At 68.9% G+C, this 21,843-nt stretch carries 21 protein-coding genes; 2 read left to right on the forward strand and 19 right to left on the reverse strand.

Features of this window, described 5'->3' with window-relative positions:
• Window positions 1-42: 42 nt before the first annotated feature.
• The 11 genes from EKE94_RS05380 to dapD all read right to left on the reverse strand — a co-directional run bounded on the left by EKE94_RS05380 (window position 43) and on the right by dapD (window position 10,708).
• Window positions 43-843 carry a protein-disulfide reductase DsbD domain-containing protein gene (locus EKE94_RS05380; RefSeq protein WP_127905591.1) on the reverse strand — a complete coding sequence of 267 codons (801 nt, stop codon included), beginning with the start codon at window positions 841-843 and terminating at the stop codon, window positions 43-45.
• Between the two features lie 345 nt (window positions 844-1,188).
• Window positions 1,189-2,562 (reverse strand): lytic murein transglycosylase, encoded by a 1,374-nt coding sequence (locus EKE94_RS05385; protein ID WP_127906287.1) that lies wholly within the window; start codon window positions 2,560-2,562, stop codon window positions 1,189-1,191.
• Between the two features lie 341 nt (window positions 2,563-2,903).
• Window positions 2,904-5,186: a ribonuclease R gene (gene rnr / locus EKE94_RS05390; RefSeq protein ID WP_127905592.1), complete on the reverse strand. Its 2,283-nt coding sequence runs from the start codon at window positions 5,184-5,186 to the stop codon at window positions 2,904-2,906.
• Between the two features lie 193 nt (window positions 5,187-5,379).
• Window positions 5,380-5,991 (reverse strand): TIGR04282 family arsenosugar biosynthesis glycosyltransferase, encoded by a 612-nt coding sequence (locus EKE94_RS05395; protein ID WP_127906288.1) that lies wholly within the window; start codon window positions 5,989-5,991, stop codon window positions 5,380-5,382.
• Between the two features lie 20 nt (window positions 5,992-6,011).
• Window positions 6,012-6,449 carry a GNAT family N-acetyltransferase gene (locus EKE94_RS05400; protein ID WP_164870870.1) on the reverse strand — a complete coding sequence of 146 codons (438 nt, stop codon included), beginning with the start codon at window positions 6,447-6,449 and terminating at the stop codon, window positions 6,012-6,014.
• On the reverse strand, window positions 6,449-7,600 hold the full coding sequence (dapE, locus tag EKE94_RS05405; RefSeq protein WP_127905594.1) for a succinyl-diaminopimelate desuccinylase: 1,152 nt from the start codon (window positions 7,598-7,600) through the stop codon (window positions 6,449-6,451). The genes EKE94_RS05400 and dapE overlap by 1 nt, the downstream gene beginning before the upstream one ends.
• A 50-nt stretch (window positions 7,601-7,650) precedes the next feature.
• On the reverse strand, window positions 7,651-8,685 hold the full coding sequence (locus EKE94_RS05410) for a TIGR00341 family protein (RefSeq protein WP_127905595.1): 1,035 nt from the start codon (window positions 8,683-8,685) through the stop codon (window positions 7,651-7,653).
• Between the two features lie 6 nt (window positions 8,686-8,691).
• Window positions 8,692-9,024, reverse strand: a complete 333-nt coding sequence (locus EKE94_RS05415; protein WP_127905596.1) for a hypothetical protein — start codon at window positions 9,022-9,024, stop codon at window positions 8,692-8,694.
• A 17-nt stretch (window positions 9,025-9,041) separates the two neighbouring features.
• A complete protein-coding gene (locus EKE94_RS05420) occupies window positions 9,042-9,287 on the reverse strand; it encodes a GlsB/YeaQ/YmgE family stress response membrane protein (RefSeq protein ID WP_127905597.1) in 246 nt (81 codons plus the stop codon).
• Between the two features lie 81 nt (window positions 9,288-9,368).
• The gene (locus EKE94_RS05425) at window positions 9,369-9,623 is read right to left on the reverse strand and encodes a GlsB/YeaQ/YmgE family stress response membrane protein (protein WP_127905598.1); all 255 of its coding nucleotides are present in this window, start codon (window positions 9,621-9,623) and stop codon (window positions 9,369-9,371) included.
• Between the two features lie 257 nt (window positions 9,624-9,880).
• Window positions 9,881-10,708 carry a 2,3,4,5-tetrahydropyridine-2,6-dicarboxylate N-succinyltransferase gene (gene dapD, locus EKE94_RS05430; RefSeq protein WP_127905599.1) on the reverse strand — a complete coding sequence of 276 codons (828 nt, stop codon included), beginning with the start codon at window positions 10,706-10,708 and terminating at the stop codon, window positions 9,881-9,883.
• Between the two features lie 103 nt (window positions 10,709-10,811).
• On the opposite strand from dapD, the gene EKE94_RS05435 reads away from it, so the two are divergent.
• Window positions 10,812-11,666, forward strand: coding sequence for an LOG family protein (locus EKE94_RS05435; protein WP_127905600.1), 855 nt, complete (start codon window positions 10,812-10,814; stop codon window positions 11,664-11,666).
• Between the two features lie 159 nt (window positions 11,667-11,825).
• On the opposite strand, the gene rlmN is transcribed toward EKE94_RS05435, so the two are convergent.
• A complete protein-coding gene (gene rlmN, locus EKE94_RS05440) occupies window positions 11,826-13,001 on the reverse strand; it encodes a 23S rRNA (adenine(2503)-C(2))-methyltransferase RlmN (RefSeq protein WP_127905601.1) in 1,176 nt (391 codons plus the stop codon).
• Window positions 13,002-13,192: 191 nt separating this feature from the next.
• Complete coding sequence (locus tag EKE94_RS05445) at window positions 13,193-13,735, reverse strand: invasion associated locus B family protein (RefSeq protein ID WP_235855909.1); 543 nt, start codon at window positions 13,733-13,735, stop codon at window positions 13,193-13,195.
• A 178-nt stretch (window positions 13,736-13,913) separates the two neighbouring features.
• Between EKE94_RS05445 and EKE94_RS05450 the strand changes: the two genes are divergently transcribed.
• Window positions 13,914-14,894, forward strand: coding sequence for an asparaginase (locus EKE94_RS05450; RefSeq protein ID WP_127905602.1), 981 nt, complete (start codon window positions 13,914-13,916; stop codon window positions 14,892-14,894).
• 120 nt (window positions 14,895-15,014) lie between these two features.
• Here the strand turns inward: EKE94_RS05450 and serB are convergent, their stop codons facing one another.
• From serB to serA, 6 genes are all read right to left on the reverse strand, one after another.
• A complete protein-coding gene (gene serB / locus EKE94_RS05455; protein ID WP_127905603.1) occupies window positions 15,015-15,893 on the reverse strand; it encodes a phosphoserine phosphatase SerB in 879 nt (292 codons plus the stop codon).
• Window positions 15,894-16,078: 185 nt separating this feature from the next.
• Window positions 16,079-17,101 (reverse strand): aspartate-semialdehyde dehydrogenase, encoded by a 1,023-nt coding sequence (locus EKE94_RS05460; RefSeq protein WP_127905604.1) that lies wholly within the window; start codon window positions 17,099-17,101, stop codon window positions 16,079-16,081.
• 292 nt (window positions 17,102-17,393) lie between these two features.
• Entirely contained in the window at window positions 17,394-18,197 is an 804-nt protein-coding gene (locus EKE94_RS05465; RefSeq protein ID WP_127905605.1) for a metallophosphoesterase family protein, read from the reverse strand.
• A complete protein-coding gene (locus EKE94_RS05470; protein ID WP_127905606.1) occupies window positions 18,197-19,279 on the reverse strand; it encodes a diacylglycerol/lipid kinase family protein in 1,083 nt (360 codons plus the stop codon). Before EKE94_RS05470 ends, EKE94_RS05465 begins: the two co-directional genes overlap by 1 nt.
• A 63-nt stretch (window positions 19,280-19,342) precedes the next feature.
• Window positions 19,343-20,143 carry a metallophosphoesterase gene (locus tag EKE94_RS05475; RefSeq protein WP_127905607.1) on the reverse strand — a complete coding sequence of 267 codons (801 nt, stop codon included), beginning with the start codon at window positions 20,141-20,143 and terminating at the stop codon, window positions 19,343-19,345.
• A 101-nt stretch (window positions 20,144-20,244) separates the two neighbouring features.
• Window positions 20,245-21,840 carry a phosphoglycerate dehydrogenase gene (serA, locus tag EKE94_RS05480; RefSeq protein WP_127905608.1) on the reverse strand — a complete coding sequence of 532 codons (1,596 nt, stop codon included), beginning with the start codon at window positions 21,838-21,840 and terminating at the stop codon, window positions 20,245-20,247.
• Window positions 21,841-21,843 lie beyond the last annotated feature (3 nt).

Genomic DNA, 21,843 nt, shown 5'->3' on the forward strand with positions numbered 1-21,843 from the left:
CTTAGGATGAAATCCGCCCGGTAAGGGCTTTCCTGCGTCGGATCAGCCGCAGCCGCGCAGGTCGACGGCGCCCGAGGCGCCGATCACCGTCAGGCGCAGGGCAGACCGGTCAACTGCCACCGGGCCACGGCCCGCCGGCAAGATTTCCGCCGTGGCGGCGAGGCGTCCGCCCTGTCGGTCGACGCTGGCCTCGGACACCCAGAGCGCAGGGTCGCCGGTTTCGATCACCGCCGTCTCGTTGCCACCCATGTCGGGCAGGTCGACCTCGGCCCGGACGCTCAGGCCGTCCTTCGTCGGAGACAGCGCGCAGGTGACGGTGCCGGCGCCGGCCTCGACCGCCGAGAGCGGGCGCTGCGCCAGCGCGCCGCGGATGCGCGCGTCGGGGCCTGTGCGGCCCGGGGGCAGCTCGGCCGCGACCTTTGCCGTGACGGGCACGCAGATGGTTTCGCAGATACCGAACTCCAGCGCCCCCTGCAGCGCAATCGGCGCGCCGGGTCGGCTGGGGGTCAGTTCGATCGGAAGCACCAGGTCGCGGGTGTAGCCGATCGAGGTCATGCCGTTCTGGTGGAACACGTGCGGCGACGGCCAGTGCACCCGCACCGAGGCAAGGTTGGTCGAGCCCGACCAGTTGAAGACCGGGGGAATCCCCGCCTCGCCCGGGGCGCGCCAGTAGGTCTTCCACCCCTCGGCCAGCGAGATGTGCAGCGCCGCCATGTGGGTGCCCTCGGACGTGCGCCAACCGCGCAGTACCTCGATCCGGGCGGCGCCCTCGGGGCCCGCGAGGGCGGTGAGCGGAGCGATGAGGAGGGCCGCGAGCGCGGCTGCGAGGCGAGGGATCAGCATGCGCGCGACCCTACCCGGGGCCCCGGCAGAGGGAAATCACTTTGCGGCGAGAGCGCGTGACTGCGCGGGATCGGTAACGCCGGGCGCAGGGCAGGGGGCGTGAAGCGGGAAAGGCGCCCGTCACCTGTGCCTCGGCCGCAATGCCGCAAGCGATGGGAGGCGACGCTGGTCAAGGCTGGGGCCGCGGCCGCTGGTCCGTCTGCCCCCTGAGGCGCCCACACCCCGGGACGTGCCGCCCTGCCGGCGGTGCCGCAGGCCGGGCCGTCCGGGACTGCGGCGGATCCTTGGTCATGGGGCGCGCATGCCGGCGCATCGGGAAGGGCCCATGCCCGAAGGCAAGGAGCCCTAGCGCAGCGCTTCGAGCAGGGCGAGCGAGGCATATCCGTCGGGCACGCGATTGGTGTCGCTCTGGAAGGCGCGGATCGCGGCCATGGTTCGGGGGCCGACGCGACCGTCGATGCCGCGGGTGTCATAGCCCTGCGCAGTCAGGCGGCGCTGCATCTCCTTGCGCTCGGCAAAGCTGAGCGCGCGGTCGTCGCGCGGCCAGTCGGCCTGCAGAGGGCCCGCGCCGGCCAGGCGGTCGCCCAGGTGCCCAACCGCGATGACATAGGCGTTGGCGGCGTTGTACCGCTCGATCACCTTGAAGTTGGGAAAGATCAGAAAGGCCGGGCCGCGCGCCCCGGCGGGCAGCAGCAGCGAGGCCGGGGCGTGGTCGGGGACGGGCGCGCCGTCCGGGCGCACCACCCCCAGCCTCGCCCAGTCCGAGGGCAGCTTTTCCACCGACCGGCTGGCCTGAGTGTAATCGAATCCGTCGGGCAGGCGCACCTCGACCCCCCAGGGCTGACCATGGGTCCAGCCGAACCGGTCGAGATAGGCGGCGGTCGAGGCCAGCGCGTCGGCGGGGTCGTCCGACCAGATGTCGCGCTGCCCGTCCCGCCCGAAATCGACCGCGTAGGACAGGTAGGATGTCGGGATGAACTGCGTGTGCCCCATCGCACCGGCCCAGCTGCCGGTCATCGCGGCAGGGGCGACATCGCCCGCCTGCACGATCTGCAACGCGGCCACCAGCTGGGTTTCGAAGAAGGCGCCGCGGCGGCCGTCATGGGCCAGCGTGGCCAGCGCCTCGACGATCGGTGTGTCGCCGCGAAAGCTGCCATAGGCGCTTTCCATGCCCCAGATCGCGGTCACGATCTCCTTCTCGACGCCGAACTCGGCCTCGATCCGGTCGAGCAGACCGGCGTGCCGCGCCAGCGCCGCGCGCCCGTTCTCGATGCGCATGTCCGAGACCGCACGGTCGAGGTAGTCCCAGATCGCAGTCGAAAATTCCGTCTGGTTGCGGTCGCGGGCGATCACCTCGTCATTGTAGCGCACGCCGGCAAAGGCGGCGTCGAAGGTGCGGCCCGCGATCCCCTGCGCCAGGGCGCGGCTGCGGAACCCCGCGACCCAGGATTGGAATGCCGCGTTCTTCGTGCTGACCGTGACTTCGGCCCTGGCCGGACGGTCGGGGCTGACTCGGGGGCGCGTGGTGGCCCGCGGTGCCGCCGGATCTGCCTGCGCTGCACCCGCGGGGACGGCCCCGGCGAGGGGGGTGTCGGTTGCGGGAGACGCGGCGGGAGGCACGGCAGCGGTGGGCGAAACCGCGTCGGGCGAAGCATGGGGGGGCGAAGCGGCTGCGGGCGTGGCGGCATCGATCCGGGCCAGGCCGGCCGCCGCATCCATCGGCGCGGCCGGCGCTGGCGCAAGGCTCATATCACCGTCGCGGCTGCCATCGGTCCCGTCGGTAGCGACCTTACCGATATCGGCCCCGTCAGTATCTGCGAGGTTGGACCCGGCCCCGTCGGCACCGGGCACCTCGGCATCGGGCACGCCGGCATCGACCGTGACGCGGTCGCGGGCCAGAAGCGTGGCCGGCGCGGCAAGGCCGGCCATCAGCCCCAGAAGGGCGAGCGTCATGCGCATCGGAGACTCCCCTTTCCGTCGATCGGGGAAGTGTAGCAACTTCCCCCCTCCCGAAAAAGCGGGGCGTTCGTCGAATTGGACACGACGGCCGGCGCCGGCGATTACTTGCGCCGACGCGTGACCTTGCGCTCGGCCTTCTTCGCCTTGGCGCGGGACTTGGCCTTGGCCGGGCCGGGCTTGCGCCCGTGGGGTCCGCCGCGCCCCCCGCGCCCGCGTGCGGGCATCGGACCGCGGCGCACCGTCTCGCCATCGACCTCGACCAGTTCCAGAAGGACGCCGCCGGTGACCGGCACGGTTTCGGCCAGCTTCACCCGGACACGCGCGCCAAGCCCGATGGTCAGCCCGGTGTCCGAACCCATCAGGCTTTGCTCGTCAGCGTCGAAATGGAAGAACTCGCGCCCCAGCGACCGCACCGGGATCAGCCCGTCGGCGCCGGTTTCGTCCAGCTTCACGAAGGCGCCGAACCGCTGCACGCCCGAGACCCGGCCCGTCAGTTCCGCCCCCACGCGGTCCGAAAGATAGGCGGCGAGGTAGCGGTCGGTCGTGTCGCGCTCGGCCGTCATGGACCGCCTCTCGGTGTCCGAGATCTGCTTGGCCGTATCCTCGAGCCGCTCGATATCCAGGTCGGAAAGCCCGTCCTTGCCCCAGTGATGCGCCGAGATCAGCGCGCGGTGCACGATGAGGTCGGCATAGCGACGGATGGGCGAGGTGAAGTGCGCGTAGGACCGCAGCGACAGGCCGAAATGCCCGAAGTTTTCGGGGTGGTAATAGGCCTGCGTCATCGACCGCAGGGTGGTCATGTTCATCAACTCGTCGAACTCGGTCCCCCGGGCTTGGGAGAGAAGCGAGTTGATGTGCCGCGTCTGCAGCACCTGCCCCTTGGCCAGCGTGAAGCCCGAGGCCTGCGCCACCTCGCGCAGGGCGTCGAGCTTTTCTGCGCTGGGTTCCTCGTGCACGCGGTAAAGCAGGGGGCGCTGCTTCTTGAACAGCGTCTCGGCCGCGGCGACGTTGGCGAGGATCATGAACTCCTCGATCAGCTTGTGCGCGTCCAGTCGGTCGCGAAAGGCGACAGAGGCAACCTTGCCCTCGGGCGTCAGTTCGATCCTGCGTTCGGGCAGGTCGAGGTCCAGCGGCTGACGCCGGGCGCGCGCGGCCTTTGCGGCCTCGTAGGCGGCGTAGAGCGGCGCGATCACCGTCTCCATCAGCGGGCCGGTGCGGTCAGAGATGTGGCCGTCCTGCGCCTGCTGAACCTCTTCATAGGCCAGCGACGCGGCCGAGCGGATCAGCGCGCGGTGGAAGCGGTGGCGGATCTTGGTGCCCTCGGCATCCAGCACCATCCGCACGGCGATGACCGCACGCGGCACGCCTTCGTGCAGCGAACAGAGGTCGCCCGACAGCCGGTCCGGCAGCATTGGCACCACGCGGTCGGGGAAGTAGGTGGAGTTGCCGCGCTTGCGCGCCTCGTCGTCGATGTCGCCCTGCGGGGTCACGTAGTGGGCGACGTCGGCGATGGCGACCCAGACGATGTGCCCGCCTTCGTTCTGCGGATCACTGTCGGGTTCGGCAAAGACCGCATCGTCATGGTCGCGCGCGTCCGAGGGGTCGATGGTGACGAAAGGCAGCTCACGCAGGTCGTCGCGACCCTTGAGGCCCGCGGGCTTCATCCGGTCGGCGGCCTCCAGCACCTCGGGTGGGAACTCGTCGGGAATGCCGTGCTGGTGGATCGCGATCAGCGACACCGCGCGGGGCCCCGACGGGTCGCCCAGCCGCGCGACGATGCGGGCGCGGGGCAGACCCATGCGGTCCTTGGGGCCGGCCTGCTCGGCCTCGACCAGCTCGCCGTCCTTGGCGCCGTGGGTGGCATCGGCACGGACCAGCCATTCGCGGTCCTGCCCCTTGTCGATGGGGATGATGCGACCGCCCTCGGTCTCCTTGCGGAAGACACCCAGCACCTTGCGGGGACTGCCGCCGATCTTGCGGATCAGGCGGCCCTCGTAGGCGTGATCTCCGGCCTTGACCTCGGTCAGGCGGGCGAGGATGCGGTCGCCCGGGCCCAGGGTCGCGTCGGCGGCGCGCAGGATCAGCAGGATCCGCGGCTCGGGCCCCTCGCCGTGCCATTCCAGCGGGCGGGCGAAGAGGTCGCCATCGGCATCCGGCGCCTGCACCTCGCAGACCGAGACGGGGGGCAGCTTTTCGGGGTCCCGGTAGGACTTGCCGCGTTTCGACAGGTGCCCTTCGCCCTCGAGCTCCTTCAGCAGGCGCTTGAGGTCGATGCGGTCGGCGCCCTTGAGGCCGAAGGCCTTGGCGATGTCGCGCTTGGCGGTCTGGGTGGGGTTGGCCGAGATCCAGTCAAGGATTTCGGCCTTTGAGGGGATCCGGGCCATATCTGCCGCCTAGCACGGCGACGCCGCGGCGTCATCGGGAAAAGCGGGGCCGTGCGGGCGGGCTGTCGCACGGGGCGGCACATCGCGGGTTGCTACGCGGGGAGGGGCACATCGCGCGGCGCCGCCGGGGAGGCGAAGATCGCGCGTTGCCGCGCGGGGAGGTGCGCCTCGGGCGTTACCGCGCGGGGCTTATCTATCGGGCGCAGGCCCTGCGCTGACGTCGCGCGGGCAGGCCCGGGGCCGGGCGGGGGGCGTGCGGCAGATCCTCGACCGTGTCGACGTCGTGCAGGCTGTCCACATGGGCGATGGTCAGGTCACCCAGGCTCGCCTCGGTATCCGCGCGCGCCTGCGGGCTGGACCAGCGGACGGCCTGGAAAAGCGTCGCGGGCGGCGCGGCGGTCCGGCGCAGGCCGATCAGCCAGTAGCCACCGTCGGGGGCGGGCCCGATGACCGCATGGTGCGTCCCCAGCGCAGCGAAAGCGCGGGCGACATGGGCGCGGGTGATGCCGGGAATGTCCCCGCCGATGATGACCGCGGGGCCGGGCGGCAGACTGCGGAGCACGCGGCCCATCCGCTGGCCCAGGTCGCCGCGGCCTTGCGCGCGGCGGGGCAGGTGCGCGGGCCAGACCCGGCTGGCCAGACCCTCGGCATCGGGGGCCACGGCCAGCGTCAGGCGCCAGCGCGGATCCTCCAGCCGCCGCAGCAGGGCCGCGGTCTGGTGGCGGAACCACCACGCGGCGCCGATGGGGCCGAGCCCGCGCGCGAGACGGGTCTTGACCCGACCCGGCCGCGGCTCCTTCACCATGACGACGAGGTGGCGCTGTCTCACGCCGGGGTGTCGCGGGCGGGCATTTGCAGGTCCATGTCGCGGTGCGGCACGGTCCCGTCCAGGTAGCTCTCGCCGTGCGCCACGAAGCCCAGCTTTTCGTAGAATCCCATCGCCTGCACCTGCGCGGACAGCCTTATGATGCGGATGTCGGGCTGCGCGCGAAGCTCGGCAATCGCCGCCCGGACCAGCGCCGCGCCGAGCCCGGTGCCGCGATGCGACCGCAGGACGCAGATCCGGCCGATGCGGCCGATCTCGCCCTCCTGCAGCAGGCGCGCCGTGCCCACGGGCGCGGCGTCCTCCATGGCCAGCAGATGCACGGCACCGTCGTCGCGGCCGTCGAATTCCTCGGCCTCGGTAAAGCCCTGCTCGTCCATGAACACCGTCCGGCGCAGGGCGTGACAGGCGGCAAGATCGCGGGTGGGCGCGATGCGGATCACGCGAAGTAGTCCCGCAGGCAGCGCAGGTAGATGGCTTTCAGCTGTTCGATCTGCTCCACCGGCACGCATTCGTCGACCTGGTGCATGGTACGGCCGACAAGCCCGACCTCGACCACCGGGCAGTGATCCTTGACGAAGCGCGCGTCCGAGGTGCCGCCCGTGGTCGACAGTTCCGGCGTCACGCCGGTTTCGGCCGCGACGGCGCGGGTGACGAGGGCCGACAGATCGCCCGGGGGCGTCAGGAAGCTTTCGCCCGACACCTTGATGTCCATACCGATGTCGATCCCCGTCTCGGCGGCGACCCCGTCCGCCTCGTCGCGCAGCCACGCGGACAGGGTGTCCGAGGAATGGCTGTCGTTGAAGCGGATGTTGACGGTCGCCCGGGCCTGCGCCGGAATGACGTTGTTGGCGGGGTTGCCGACGTCGAAGGTGGTGACCGCCAGCGTCGAGGGATCGAAATGGTCCGTGCCCGCGTCCAGGCGGGCCGAAGCCAGGCGGTCCACCAGCCGCGCCAACGCCGGCACCGGGTTCTTCGCCCGGTGCGGATAGGCCGAATGCCCCTGCACGCCCGTCGCGGTCAGGTAGGCCGTCATCGAGCCTCGGCGGCCGATCTTGATCATCTCGCCCATGCGGTCGGGGCAGGTGGGTTCGCCCACCACGCAGACGTCCATCCGTTCGCCCCGCGCGTCCATCCAGTCCAGAAGCGCGCGGGTGCCGTCGATGCCATCGCCCTCTTCGTCGCCGGTCAGCGCCAGCACCACCGCGCCCTCGGGGGGCGTGTCGCGGACAAAGTCGATGGCGGCGGCGACAAAGGCCGCGACGCCCGATTTCATGTCGGTGGCACCGCGGCCGTACATCACGCCGTCCACGACCCGGGCGCCGAAGGGATCGTGCCGCCACGCAGCGGCATCGCCCACGGGCACGACATCGGTATGCCCGTTGAAGCCGAAGGCGCGGCCGGTGCCCGCCGCGCCCCAGCGCGCGTAGAGGTTCGAGATGCCGCCGCGTTCCACCCATGTGCAGGTGAACCCGGCCTCCGAAAGATGCCGTTCAAGCAGCTGCAGTGCGCCGCCCTCCTCGGGCGTGACCGAGGGGCAGCGGATCAGTTCGGCAGTCAGGGCTATCGGGTCGACGGGGGATGCAGGCATCGCGAACTCCTTTGCCCCTTGCGTAGCGGCGCGGGCAGGGGCCTTCAAGTTTACCCGTCGGACTGGATCTGTTGATCGGGGCCGCTGGAGGCGGTCACCCCCAGGTCGCCGAAGAAGAACAGCGCCGCCGCCAGGGCCACGGCAAGGCCCGCCCAGACGCCCACGGCAGTGAAGATCGACGTCTGGTAGGTGTCCGAAAGATAGCGGTTCGGGCGGATGCCCTTGACCAGGAACACGACCTGCGCGGCAAGATTGATGGCGATGATGTTGGTCAGCACGATGACGATGGCGCGCGCCGCCTGCGCCCAGTACTGGCCGCCCAGCAACAGGCCGAAGGCCGCCAGCGGCGGAAGCAGCGCCGCGGCCACGGTCACCCCGATCAGCGACGTGGTGTTGGCCGAGGCGACCATCAGCGCCGCCGCGGCACCCGCCGCCAGCGGCAGGCCGATGGTTTCCAGCCCGAGCGCCCGGCCATAGGTCATCATCGAGTTGCCGGGATCGACGCGGATGACCAGCCCCATAAGGGTTCCCACGGCCGCAGCGATCAGCAACCCCAGCGCCAGCGACTTGGCCGAGCGGCGCAGCAGGTTGCGGTTGCCGAGGGCCGTGCCGAAGGCCAGCGCCATGATCGGCCCCAGAAGCGGCGCGATCACCATCGCACCGATGACCACGGCCACCTGTTCGGTCTGGATGCCGATGGCGGCGACCAGCGTCGCCAAAGCCGTCATCACCGCGAAATCCCGGCTGAAGGACGCCCCCTCACGCACGTCGTCGTAGATTTCCTCGCGCGCCGTCTGGACGTCCTTTTCTTCCAGTTCGGCCTGCCTCTCCTCGCTTTCGGGGGCGGGCAGGACAGCCTCGGGGGCGAGGCTGACCAGCTGCCAGTTCCGGCCCTCGCCCATGGCTTCGGACACCGCGTCGCTCGCCGCCTGGGCGACCGAGACATGGGTGAGCGCATGCACGACGGCGCCGCCTTCGGTGCCGCTCATGGTCCAGACCTCTGCCGCGCCCGCATCTTCAAGCGCCGATCGTGCCGCATCGGCGCTTTCCTCGGGCAGGGTGATCCGCAGAAGGCGGTAGGGCATGGACGGTCAGGCCTTGTCGTAGAAGGGCGTCATCTGCGCCACGATAACCGCGTTCTCGTCCCGCGCGCGCTCCATCAGGGCCCGCTCGTCATCGTCGATGTCGTGCCCCTCGGCCAGCCGCTCGTCCAGGCTGCCATAGCCCGACACGTCCAGTGGCGCCATGTCGGCCTGCTTCAGGATCGCCACGGTTTCGCGCACCGCCTCGGCCTCGTCGACGCCACCGGCATAGCATACGAGCGCGGCACCGGTGGCGGTGTCGGGAAGCCCGTCGCCGGACTTGCGCCCGACCTCGACCAGCAGGGTATAGACCTGCTGGGGGCGTTTCACCTTGTCGGCCATGCGCCTGTCCCGGGCCGTCAGGCCCGCACCTTGCGCGCGACCCAGATCAGAAGGCAGGCGCCTATGATGCCGACGATCAGCTGCGGCAGCACCGCGCGTTCGGCATAGATGCCCAGAAGACCCAGCAGCAGGTTCAGAACAACCGCGCCGATGATGCCCAGGATGATGTTGAGGAATATGCCGGTATCGGCCTTCATGATCGAAGACGCGATCCAGCCGGCCAGACCGCCGACGATGATGGAAAGAAGAAATCCAAGGCCCATGATGCAAATGCTCCCGTCTCATGCGAACGGGGCGTCGCGGCCTGTTGCCCGACGCCCCGCCTGTCTCGATATCGTCTCGGCTCAGGCGCGTCCACGCACCATGCGCACGATCCAGATCAGGATGCATGCACCGATGAAGCCGACGATCAGCTGACCGATCCAGCCGCCCAGCGTGCCACCCACGACGGCCAGCAGGATGGCGTTCAGGATCACGGCGCCGAGGATGCCGACGATGATGTTCATCAGAAGACCCATGTTGGCCTTCATGACCTTTTCCGCCAGCCAGCCGGCGATGGCGCCGATGATGATGGCCGCAAGCCAACCCACACCAGTCATAAGAAATTCCTTTCGCTGTCCACTCATGGCCCCCTTTTTGCAGGGCCCCGGCGGCGAAACGTGTGGACCGGGATCAGGTTCCCTCCGCCATCTCAGATGGCATGGCAAACCCGCACGTGATCCCGAACCCCGGGACCACGCCGCATCTTCTTCTCTTTTCAAATACTCCCGCCGGAGGCGTTGCGCCGCGCGTCAGCGCGGCGCCAACCGATGGCCTGCGCCGCAGGCGCCCCTTCCGGTCCCGGCCTGCTCGCGGATCAGTCCCGCAAAAGCTCGTTGACCCCGGTCTTGGCCCGGGTCTTTTCGTCCACCCGCTTGACGATGACGGCACAGTAAAGGTGGACGCCGCCCTTCGACGGCATAGAGCCCGAGACCACCACCGAGTAAGGTGGCACTTCGCCATACATCACCTCGCCGGTCTCGCGGTCGACGATCTTGGTCGACTGGCCAAGGTAGACGCCCATGCCCAGGACCGCGCCCTCGCGCACGATCACGCCCTCGACCACCTCGGACCGGGCGCCGATGAAGCAGCCATCCTCGATGATCGTGGGCTCGGCCTGCAGCGGTTCCAGCACGCCGCCGATGCCGACGCCGCCCGACAGGTGCACGTTCTCGCCGATTTGCGCGCAGGAGCCGACGGTTGCCCAGGTGTCGACCATGGTCCCCCGGCCGACATGGGCGCCCAGGTTGACGAAGGAGGGCATCAGCACGACGCCCGGCGCGATATAGGCCGACTTGCGCACGACGCAGTTCGGCACCGCGCGAAAGCCCGCGTCGCGCCAGCGGTTCTCACCCCAGCCCGCGAACTTGCTGTCGACCTTGTCCCACCAGCCGCCACCCTGCGGACCGCCCGGCTGATGCTCCATGTCGCGGATGCGAAAGCCCAGCAGCACGGCCTTCTTGGCCCACTGGTTCACCACCCAGGTGCCGTCGTCGCCACGTTGGGCCACGCGCAGGCTACCGCTGTCCAGCGCCTCGAGCGTGGTCTCGATCGCCTCGCGGGTTTCGCCGCCGGTCGCGGGGGTGATGGTGTCGCGCGCCTCCCAGGCGGCTTCGATGGCGGATTCGAGCTGGGCGTGGGACATCGCGGCAGGGTCCTTTCCTGAAGAATGCGGGCAAACGTGACTGGTCTTGTTAGGACCTTGCCTATAAGGCGGAGGCCTCTCATGCGCAATCAGGCGAGGCCCGATGAAGGACGATCCCAAGACACCGCTCCGCCAGGCCCGCGACGACGTGGCCGAGGCGCGCGAGATTCCGCAGACGGCGCAGACGCAGTCGCCCACCTACCGGCTGGCCTTCGCCGACGACGATTTCCTGTGCCGCGAAGACATGCGCCCCGTCCGGGTGCAGCTCGAACTCCTGAAGCCCGAGCTTGCGCTGACCGAGGCGGGCATCGACTCGACCGTCGTGCTGTTCGGCGGCGCCCGCATCCCCGAACCCGCGCAGGCCGACACCGCCCGGACCGAGACGCTGGCAGACCTGTCGCGGTTCTACGAAGAGGCGCGCGATTTCGCCCGGCAGCTGACGGAAAAGAGCCTGGCCCGGGGCGGTCGCGACTGGATCGTGGTGACGGGCGGCGGCCCCGGCGTGATGGAGGCCGGCAACCGCGGCGCGGCCGAGGCCGGCGGCCGGTCGATCGGGCTGAACGTGGTGCTGCCGCATGAACAGGCGCCCAACGCCTACGTCACACCCGACCTGTGCTTCAACTTCCACTACTTCGCGATGCGAAAGATGCACTTCCTTCTGCGCGCACGGGCGATCTGCGTCTTCCCGGGTGGCTTCGGCACGATGGATGAGCTTTTCGAGGCGCTGACCCTGATCCAGACCGGCCGGATGGAGCGGGTGCCCTTCCTTCTTTTCGGTAAGGATTTCTGGACCCGCATCGTGAACTGGGAGGCGCTGGCCCAGGCCGGCACGATCTCGGACAACGACCTGGACCTCTTCCGCTTCGTCGATACAGCGGAAGAGGCGATGGCGCTGATCGAGGACTGGCCGCTGCCGCTGACCAAGCGCGACGCCATTCCCGGGCGCGAGCAGCGCTAGATCCTGTGGCCGGGCGATGGCGCCCGGCCTGCGGGGCTTTGCCGCGCGCGCACCCAGCAGGGGTGATCGCGGTCAGGACGGCCGCGGGGCAGGGGCAGGACCCCTCTTCGTGTCCCCGCCGTGCCAAGCATCCTCGACCGGGGGAGGGGCGGCGCGGCCTTACGCCGGGGCCTGCGGCGCCGTGCCCGCCGCGCGGCGTTCGCGCTTTGCGCGTTCGCTCTCGGACTTAAGCTGCCCGCAGGCGGCCATGATATCCTCGCCCCGCGGCGTGCGCACGGGCGAGGCATAGCCGGCCTTGTAGACGATATCGGCAAAGCTCTCGATCCGCGACCAGTCCGACCGCTTGTAGGGGGCGCCCGGCCATTCGTTGAAGGGGATCAGGTTGATTTTCGCGGGGATGCCGCGGATCAGTCGAACGAGGCGCCGCGCATCCTCGTCGCTGTCGTTGACGTCCTTCAGCATCACGTATTCGAAGGTGATGCGTTCCGAGTTCGACAGGCGCGGATAGGCCTTCAGCGCGTCGAGAAGCGTCGCGATGTTCCATTTCTTGTTGATCGGCACCAGCTCGTCGCGCACCTCGTCGGTGGTGGCATGGAACGACACCGCCAGCAGGCAGCCGATTTCCTCGGCCGCGCGCGCGATGCCCGGCACCACGCCGCTGGTCGACAGCGTGATGCGCCGGCGCGACAGGGCGATGCCGTCGCCGTCCATCGCGATCTTCATCGCGTCGCGCACGGCGTCGAAATTGTAAAGCGGCTCTCCCATCCCCATCAGCACGATATTGGACAGAAGCCGCGCTTCGTCCTTGGGCTTTCCGGCTTCGGGCCATTCGCCAAGGTCGTCGCGCACGACGAGGATCTGCCCGACGATTTCACCGGCCGTCAGGTTGCGCACCAGACGCTGGGTGCCGGTGTGGCAGAAGGAACATGTCAGCGTGCAGCCAACCTGGCTGGAGATGCACAAGGTGCCACGGCCCTCTTCGGGGATATAGACGGCCTCGACCTCGGACCCGCCGGCGATGCGCAGAAGATACTTGCGCGTGCCGTCCGTCGACACCTGCTTCGACACGACCTCGGGCACCTCGAGGACGAAGTCGCGCGCCAGAGACGCCCGGTAGGGTTTCGCCAGGTTGGTCATCTGTTCGAAATCGCGGATGCCCCGGTTGTAAAGCCAGTGCCACAGCTGCCCCATCCGCATCTTGGCCTGCTTTTCGGGGGTGCCGTGGTCGATCAGCGTCTGGCGAAGCTGCTCGCGGGTCAGGCCGATCAGGTTCACCTGCCCCTCGGGCAGCTTGCGCGGCAGGGTCAGGACATCCTGGGTGATCGGGGCATTCATGGCAAAACCTCGGGGTCTGGCAGCGAAGCGGTAGGTGGTGAAGCGGTGTCGTATGGCACGAACGGGGCGTGCTGCCCATGCCCCATTATATGGGAGCCTTGGTCAAAAGCCAAAGGCCCCGCGCCGGGCGGGGCCTCAGAAGTAGGTCGGGCCGCTTGGCGCGAGCCCGGTCTCAAGGCGCCGTGGCCTGCTTAGCCGGCGCAGCGCGACTGGGCTTCTTCGAACGCGGCGGTGAAGCCGAAGAGCGAGAAGGTATCCTGGGTCTGGGTGCCGCGCGACGAGCGTGCCGTCAGCGTGGCGTCGGCGCCGCGTCGCATGGCCGAGATGATTTCGTTATCGACCGAATCCGAGGCGGGCCACGCCCATTCGCCATCGACGAACATCTCGAACTCGGTGCCGCCGATATCGACGGTCACGGTCGAATCACTGTCGAAGGGATAGCCGCCGGTGAACGACACCTCGCCCTCGACGTCCGAGCCGGGGCGGAAGCTGACGAACAGCAGGATATCCCCCCGCCGCACCGCGACGACCTGGCCGTCGCGCGTGTTCACCGTTTCTGTGGGCGTCGCGACGCTCCAGCATTCCTTGGGGTTATCCTCGACGAAAACGCTCCACGCGGTTTCGACGGCGACACGATTGGTGGATACATCCTGCGCGGTGGCGGAGATGGGCGCCAGTGCCGCGAAGGACAGGGTGGCACAGGTCGTCACGGCGCGCGCGATAGTCGATTTCATTCCGGTCACAGCCTCCAGCTGCCTTCTGCCTCGCAGGCCGCCCGGCCGGCCCCGCTTGCGGAGGCTTGGTGGCCCGGGACCCCGTTTTCATCTTTGCGTGCAGAGACTAACGTGAGAAGCCCGCGATGTGAAAGCCCCCGAGGCGGAAAATCGCTGAACCGTGAGGAAGGAAACTCCTATGACCGCATCCGCCCCCCTGGTCGAGGTCTGGCGTGGAAACCTGCTGGAATCGCTGCACCGCGGCCACGCGGTGATCTGCGACAGCCATGGCATCGTCGAAGCTTGGGGCGATCCGCAGGCGGTGATCTATCCACGGTCGTCCTGCAAGATGATGCAGGCGCTGCCGCTGGTCGAAAGCGGCGCGGCGGACGGGCTGTCGACCGAGCGGCTGGCGTTGGCCTGTGCCTCGCATCAGGGCGCGCCGGTGCATACCGGCATGGTCTCGGCCTGGCTGGCGGAGATGGGGATGTCGGACGACGATCTGCTGTGCGGAACCGAGGTGGCGCGCGACGCGGCCACCCGTGACGCGATGATCGTCGAGGGCGCGGCGCCCTGCCAGGCGCACAACAACTGCTCGGGCAAGCACGCGGGGTTCTTGGCGCTCACCCGGCACCTGCGTGCCGGCGCGGACTATGTCGACCCCGCGCATCCCGTGCAGACCGCCGTGCGCGCCGCCTTTGAGGACCTGACGCAACAGGACAGCCCCGGCTACGGCATCGACGGCTGTTCGGCTCCGAATTTCGCGACGACGGTCGAGGGGCTGGCCCGTGCGATGGCCGCCTTTGCCGCGCCGGGCGGCGGCGTGCGCGGGGCCGCGATGACCCGGCTGGAGCAGGCGATGCGGGCGCATCCCGTGCTGGTGGCCGGCGAGGAGCGGGCCTGCACCGAGCTGATGCAGGCGATGGATGGCAATGTGGCGATCAAGACCGGGGCCGAGGGCGTCTTTGTCGCGATCTGGCCCGAGCGCGGGCTGGGCCTGGCGCTGAAGATCGAGGATGGCGCGACCCGGGCCTCGGAATGCGCGGTGGCGGCACTGCTGTCGCGGATGGGCGCACTGGACCCTGCGCATCCGGCGGCGCTGCGGCGGCGCGAGCCGCCGATCCTGAACCGGGCCGGGCTGGAGGTCGGGCGCATTCAGCCGGCGCCGGCCCTGGCCTGAGGCGCTGGTGGTGGCCGCTGGGCCGGGTGGCCCGCAGCCGCGCCGCGGGGGTTTCACACCCCCGCACCCCCGTGGAGTATTTCCGAAGAGAAGAAGCGCAGACGGGCGCGAGATCGACGGCTAGGCCGAAGCGAAGGCCTCGCGGCTGTAACCCTGCAGGTAGAGCAGGGCGGTGAGGTCGCCGTGGTCGATGCGCACGGGGGCCTGATCCGCGACGACGGGTTTCGCGTGCAGCGCCACCCCGGTTCCGGCGCGCTGGATCATGCCAAGATCATTGGCACCGTCGCCCACGACGATTGCATCGCCCGCGTCGATGCCGAGGCGGACGCAGATGTCGGACAGCGCCGCGATCTTCGCCTCGCGTCCGAGTATCGGGCGGCCCACATCGCCGGTCAGGATCCCGTCGGCGGCGATCAGGGTGTTGGCCCGATGCTCGTCGAACCCCAGTTGCGCGGCAACCCTCGATGTGAAGGCGGTGAACCCGCCCGAGACCAGCGCCGTGTGCGCCCCGGCGGCCCGCATCGTGGCGACCAGGGTCGCGCCGCCCGGGGCCATGGTAATGCGCTCTTCCATGACACGGTCTATGACCGCCGCGTCGAGGCCGGCGAGCAGGCCGACACGTTCAAGCAGCGCGCCCTCGAAATCGAGTTCGCCATTCATCGCCCGCGCGGTGATCGCCGCAACCCGGGGGCCGACGCCGGCCATCTCGGCCAGTTCGTCGATGCATTCCTGCTCGATCATGGTCGAGTCCATGTCGGCCAGAAGCAGGCGCTTGCAGCGGTTGTCGGCGGGCTGTGCGGCGAGATCGACACCGTCGGCGCGCAGGCCGGCTGCGATCTCGGACAGGTTTCCGGGCAGGACCGCGACATCAAATTCCGCGGCCTCGTCGGGCGCGAGCCAAAGGGCCCCGCCGCCGCCCCATGCATCGCGCAGGCTGGTTACCAGGGCGGGGTCGAGGTCGCGCCGGACGGGCGAGGCGATGAGGGTGATGGTGAACATGGGGTCCGGTCCTTTCTGGCGGGCAGGACCTTTGGACCACGACGGCGTGCGGAACGCCAGCCTCGCCGGGGTAGTCGCGCGGTCTGAACAGGCGTCCGGCAATGACCAGGGGCCGGCGCTGTGACGCCGGCCCCTGGTCATTCGTCGAGGCCCGCCCGGATGAGTGCGACCGGGCCCGGCATCTGTCAGCCCTTCTGCAGGACCTTCTGGCCCAGAAGCTCGGCGATCTGAACGGCGTTCAGCGCAGCGCCCTTGCGCAGGTTGTCGCTGACGCACCAAAGATTCAGGCCGTTTTCGACGGTCGGGTCCTGCCGGATGCGGCTGACGAAGGTTGCGAAGTCGCCCACGCATTCGACCGGCGTCACGTAGCCGCCCGCCTCACGCTTGTCGACGACCATGATCCCGGGGCTTTCGCGCAGGATGTCGCGGGCCTCGTCCTCGTCGAGGAACTCCTCGAACTCGATATTGACCGCCTCGGAGTGCCCGACGAAGACCGGCACCCGCACGCAGGTCGCGGTGACCTTGATCGCGGAGTCGATGATCTTCTTGGTCTCGGCGACCATCTTCCACTCTTCCTTCGTATCGCCGGAATCGAGGAAGACGTCGATATGCGGGATCACGTTGAAGGCGATCTGCTTCTGGAATTTCGAGGGCTCGACCTCTTGGCCGGGCACGTACATGCCCTTGGTCTGGTCCCAGAGCTCGTCCATGCCTTCCTTGCCCGCGCCCGAAACGGACTGGTAGGTCGCCACCACCACGCGCTTGATCTTCGCGCGGTCGTGCAGGGGCTTCAGCGCCACAACCATCTGCGCGGTCGAGCAGTTGGGGTTGGCGATGATGTTCTTCTTGGAATAGCCCGTCACCGCTTCGGGGTTCACCTCGGGCACGATCAGCGGCACGTCAGGGTCGTAGCGGTAGAGCGACGAGTTGTCGATCACCACGCAGCCGGCCTTGGCGGCGCGCGGCGCGTGGACCTTGGTCGCGTCCGATCCCACGGCAAAAAGCGCCATGTCCCAGCCGGTGAAGTCGAACTGTTCCAGGTCCTTTGTCTTGAGCGTCTGGTCGCCGAAGCTCACTTCGGTGCCGAGGGACTTGCGCGAGGCAAGCACCGCGATTTCGTCCACCGGGAACTGGCGCTCGGCCAGGATGTTCAGCATTTCGCGGCCCACGTTCCCCGTGGCGCCCGCGACGACGACCTTGTAGCCCATAGCGGCTCTCCTTCAGGGGTCTTTCGAGACGAAACGTCTCATATCGCGGGCGGGGCCGGAACGAAAGGCCCCCGCGTCACGCCGCCGCTGTGTCACGGGATTGAGCGACTGCGGCGCACGTCTTCTGGCTCTCCGGCCCCGGGCAGGGGCCCGCAAGGAGGGTCGCCTCCGGCGGGAGTATTTTAGAAGAGAAGATGCAGGGACCGCGTTGTTTCTTCTCTTCCGAAATACTCCACGGGGGTGCGGGGGTGTGAAACCCCCGCGGCGCGTCCGTGGCGACCAGGTGCGCGCGTCACTCCCCGGCGCGGGACCAGCCCCCGGCGCCCTTGTGAAAGACGTGTCCGCTCTTGTGTTCGAAAACCGGTCGTTCGCCCGCGGCCCAGCGGTCCACGGTGATTTCACCGGGCTGGATGCTGAGCAGGTTGAAGTCGTTCTCTTCTCCGCGCACACGGGTCGAAAGGCCCGTTCCCGCCTGCAGCAGGATGGTGGACGCGCCACCTTCGCGGGCGGTATGCGGGTCCGCACGCCACGAATGCAGGTGACCGCACAGGACGATATCCGCGCCGCATTCGGCGAGGCGGCCGGCAGCCTCGGCCGCGCCGCGCATCAGCTTCTTCTCAACTCCCGGCGCGTGGTCCAGGGGGTGGTGCAGGGCGACGATGCGCACCCGTTTGTGGCGGGTCTGGTCAAAGGCGGAGCAAACTCGCCGCACGGCCTTTTCCCCGATCTTGCCGGATTGCCACACATAGGGGTTCACGGTGTTCACGCCGATGACGTTGATTTCCTCGTCCGACCACGACGGAGCGAGGTTGCGGTCGATGATCCGCCGATAGCGCGAAAACGGACGCACCAGCCGAACCCAGAGGTTGTCGAGCGGCACGTCGTGGTTGCCGGGCACGGTGAGCACCGGCGGATCGATGCGGTCGATGAAGGCCTTTGCCTCCTCGAATTGAGCAACCCTGGCACGCTGGGTCAGGTCGCCAGAGATCACGACGAGGTCCGGGCGCAGTTCGGCGATCTTGTCCACCAGCGGGTCGACGAGGTCGAGCCGGGTGCGGCCGAAATGGATGTCGGAAAGGTGCAGGACGCGCCGCATCAGTGGGGGCCTCCGGTCTTTGCTGGTGTGTCCTGGGGTCGACTGGTCGCGGCTCCGTCATCCGTGCTGCCCGCCGCGCGTCCTCCGGGCAGGATCACCTGAAGCGCATCGTCGCAGCGGGTGAAGCGAATAGGCGCGTGCATTCGTTCGCGCTCGCCGTCGCGGGCGACCAGACGGGTTCCGTGGCCTGCGACCTCGATCTCGCGGCCTTCGATCAGTTCGAAGTTTCGATGCCGGGTCATGTTCCGCCCCAGCAGCATCACCGCGTGCTTGAGCAGACCCCACCGGCCGACGTCGGGTGCGAGGAAAACGGCAAAATTGCCGCGACGGATCATCTCGGCGCCGTCCAGACCGAACTGTTCGAGCTGGTAGGCGGAGTGGGCGACGAAGATCAGCGGCGTGCGGCGGCGGCGGCGCTTGCCGTCGATGGTGACCTCAACCGTGCGCGCGCGCTTGAATCCGGCAAGCGTCAGCAGGACCGACCAGTAGGCGGCCAGCCGCGACCGGCCCCAGCGCTTGTAGACGTTTTCGCGGCGGGCGAGGATCGCGGGGTAGATCCCGAGGCTCGCGTTGTTAAGAAACAGCTTGCCGTTGACTTCGGCCACCGCGACTGGACGGGCCTCGCCCGTCAGAAGAAGGGCGAGCGCCGCGTCGATGTCGAGCGGTATGTCGAGCCCGCGGGCAAAGTAGTTGAACGTGCCCATGGGCAGGATGCCCAGCCGGACGTCGGCGGCACTGCCGTCCCCGCCGCGATCCCCGGACCCTGCGCCATGCAGGGCCGACGCGACCCCGGCAATGGTGCCGTCACCGCCAGCTGCCACCACGATATCCGCCCCCGCCTTCAGCGCCTTGCGGGCGGCATCGTCGGGGCCGGTGTCGCTGGCCAGCTCGTGGATCGTGACACGGTCGCCATGCGCCTCGGCGAAGGCGTGGATCTTGTCGTCGAGCGCGGGGTCGCCCTGCTTGCCCGAGCCGGGGTTCAGCACGATATGGATCCGCTGCGCGTCGGACCGGGCGGCGGGGCGGTCGCCGCCGGGCCCCGGGGATGGGGGCGTGCTGTGCGACGTCGTTTCGGGGGGCATGAAGTTCTCCGCCACTGGGGTTCGCAGGACGAATGCATCCCGTGGCGGTGCAGTTCCCCGTGCCTACCCCGGGGGCGGCAGGGGCACGCGGCCCGTCTCGGTCAGAAGGAAACAGTCGGTGCCGTCGAAGGCGGCGGGGATCAGCGGATTGCCGTAGCCCGCCCCGGCATCAAGGTCGATGCGGTTGCCGAAGTGGGTGGGCGCGTCAAGCGCGGTGTGTCCATGGACGACCAGGCGGCCGTGATCGGTGTCGTCGTCCAGGAAACCATCGCGGATCCAGATCAGGTCGTCCTCGTCCTGTTCGTCCAGCGGGACGCCCGGGCGCAGGCCGGCATGGACGAAAAGCAGCCCGGGTTCCTCGTGCCAGAGCGGCAGGTCCGACAGGAACTGCAGGTGCGGTTCGGGGATCGCGGTGCGGGCGCGGGCGATCAACTCCTGCCCGGTCAGCTGTTCGCCGGTGCCGAGGCCGTAGGACGCCAGCGTCTCCCAGCCGCCATTGGCGGGGTGCAGGAAGGCGGGCGTGCCGGTCGCGGCCAGCCCGTAGGAGCCCAGCGTCTGCGTGCCGCCCAGCCGCGCGTTCAGCCAGGACAGGCGCGAGCGGATGTTGCGGTCGTTCTCCTGCCCCTCGGTCGCGAAGCGCAGGAACATGCGGTCGTGGTTGCCCATCAGGCAGATCCAGTCGCGCCCTTCGGACCTACCGGCGATCAGCCGGTCCAGCACGCCGCGGCTGTCGGGGCCGCGGTCGGTGTAGTCGCCCAGAAAGACGATGCGGGCGTCGCGCCCCCCGTCCTCTCCGATCAGGCGCAGTGCCCGGTCCAGTTCGTCGGAGTATCCGTGAATGTCGGGGACGGCGTAGATCGTCATGCGGGCGCTCCGTTCGCGGTGGTAAAGGCCCGCCGAACGGGCCCCTTTCGCCTTATGTAGCGCGAAAGGGGCCCTTGGGGTCCCGGAAACCTCGGGGGGGGTTAGATGACCTCGAACCGAAGGGGCCGGATCTGTTGGAAGAGGCCGGTGTCCTGCAGCTTGTCCAGCACCTCGGCCGGCGGCTGGTCGTCGAGGTAGAGCAGCGCGATGGCGTCGCGCCCCCGGTCCGACCGGCCCAGCGTGAAGTTGGCGATGTTGACGCCGTTTTCACCCATGGTCCGCCCCAGCGCGCCGATGATGCCCGGCTCGTCGTGGTTCGTGGTGTAGAGCATGTGCGCCCCGATCTCGGCATCGATATTGATGCCCTTGATCTGGATGAAGCGCGGCTTGCCGTCCGAGAACACGGTGCCCGCGATCGAGCGCTCGCGCTCCTCGGTGACAACGGTGACCTTGATATAGGCGTCGAAGACGCCGGTCTTGCCCTGCGTCGTGGTGGTCAGGTCGATGCCGCGCTCGCGCGCCAGAACCGGGGCCGACACCATGTTCACGTCCGGGTTCACCGTCTGCATCAGGCCCGAGATCGCGGCGGCGTTCAGAGCCGCGATGTTCATCTCGGCCACGACCCCGTTGTAGAGGATGTTCACGGCCTTGATAGGCTCGTCCGTCATCTGGCCCGCAAAGGCGCCCAGGTGCTGGGCAAGCTTCACCCACGGGCCCATGACCTTGGCTTCCTCGGCCGTCACCGACGGCATGTTGAGCGCGTTGGTCACGGCCCCGCTCAGCAGGTAGTCCGACATCTGCTCGGCCACCTGCAGGGCGACGTTCTCCTGCGCCTCGGTCGTGGCTGCGCCGAGGTGCGGCGTCACCACCACGTTCGAGAGGTTGAAAAGCGGCGAGGCGGTCGCGGGCTCCTCGGCGAAGACGTCGAAGGCGGCACCGGCGACACGGCCGTCCTGCAGCGCGGCCGCCAGCGCGGTTTCGTCGACCAGCCCGCCGCGGGCGCAGTTCACGATCCGCACACCCGGCTTCAGCTTGGCGATATTCTCCTTGGACAGAATGTTGCGGGTCTTGTCGGTCAGCGGAACGTGGAAGGTGATGAAGTCCGACCGGCCCAGCAGCTCGTCCAGCTCGACCTTTTCGACGCCCAGCTTGTCGGCGCGCTCCTGCGTGAGGAAGGGATCATAGGCGATCACCTTCATCTTCAGCCCGCGGGCACGGTCGATGACGATCGAGCCGATGTTGCCCGCGCCGATCACGCCCAGCGTCTTGGCGGTCAGCTCGACGCCCATGAACTTGGACTTTTCCCACTTGCCCGCGTGGGTCGAGGCGCTGGCCTCGGGGATCTGGCGGGCGACGGCGAACATCATCGCGATGGCGTGTTCGGCGGTGGTGATCGAGTTGCCGAAGGGCGTGTTCATCACGATGACGCCCTTCTTGGACGCCTCGGGGATGTCGACGTTGTCGACGCCGATCCCGGCGCGGCCGATCACCTTGAGGTTCGGCGCGGCGGCCAGGATCTTCTCGGTCACCTTGGTGGCCGAACGGATGGCGAGGCCATCATAGTCGCCGATCACCTCAAGCAGCTTGTCCTTGTCCTTGCCGATAGAGGGGTCGAAGGTCACGTCGATGCCGCGATCGCGGAAGATCTGCACGGCGGTTTCGCTGAGCTTGTCGCTTACGAGAACTTTGGGGGCCATCTG

This window comes from Mesobaculum littorinae (assembly GCF_004011175.1).
GTDB classification, from domain to species: Bacteria; Pseudomonadota; Alphaproteobacteria; order Rhodobacterales; family Rhodobacteraceae; genus Tranquillimonas; species Tranquillimonas littorinae.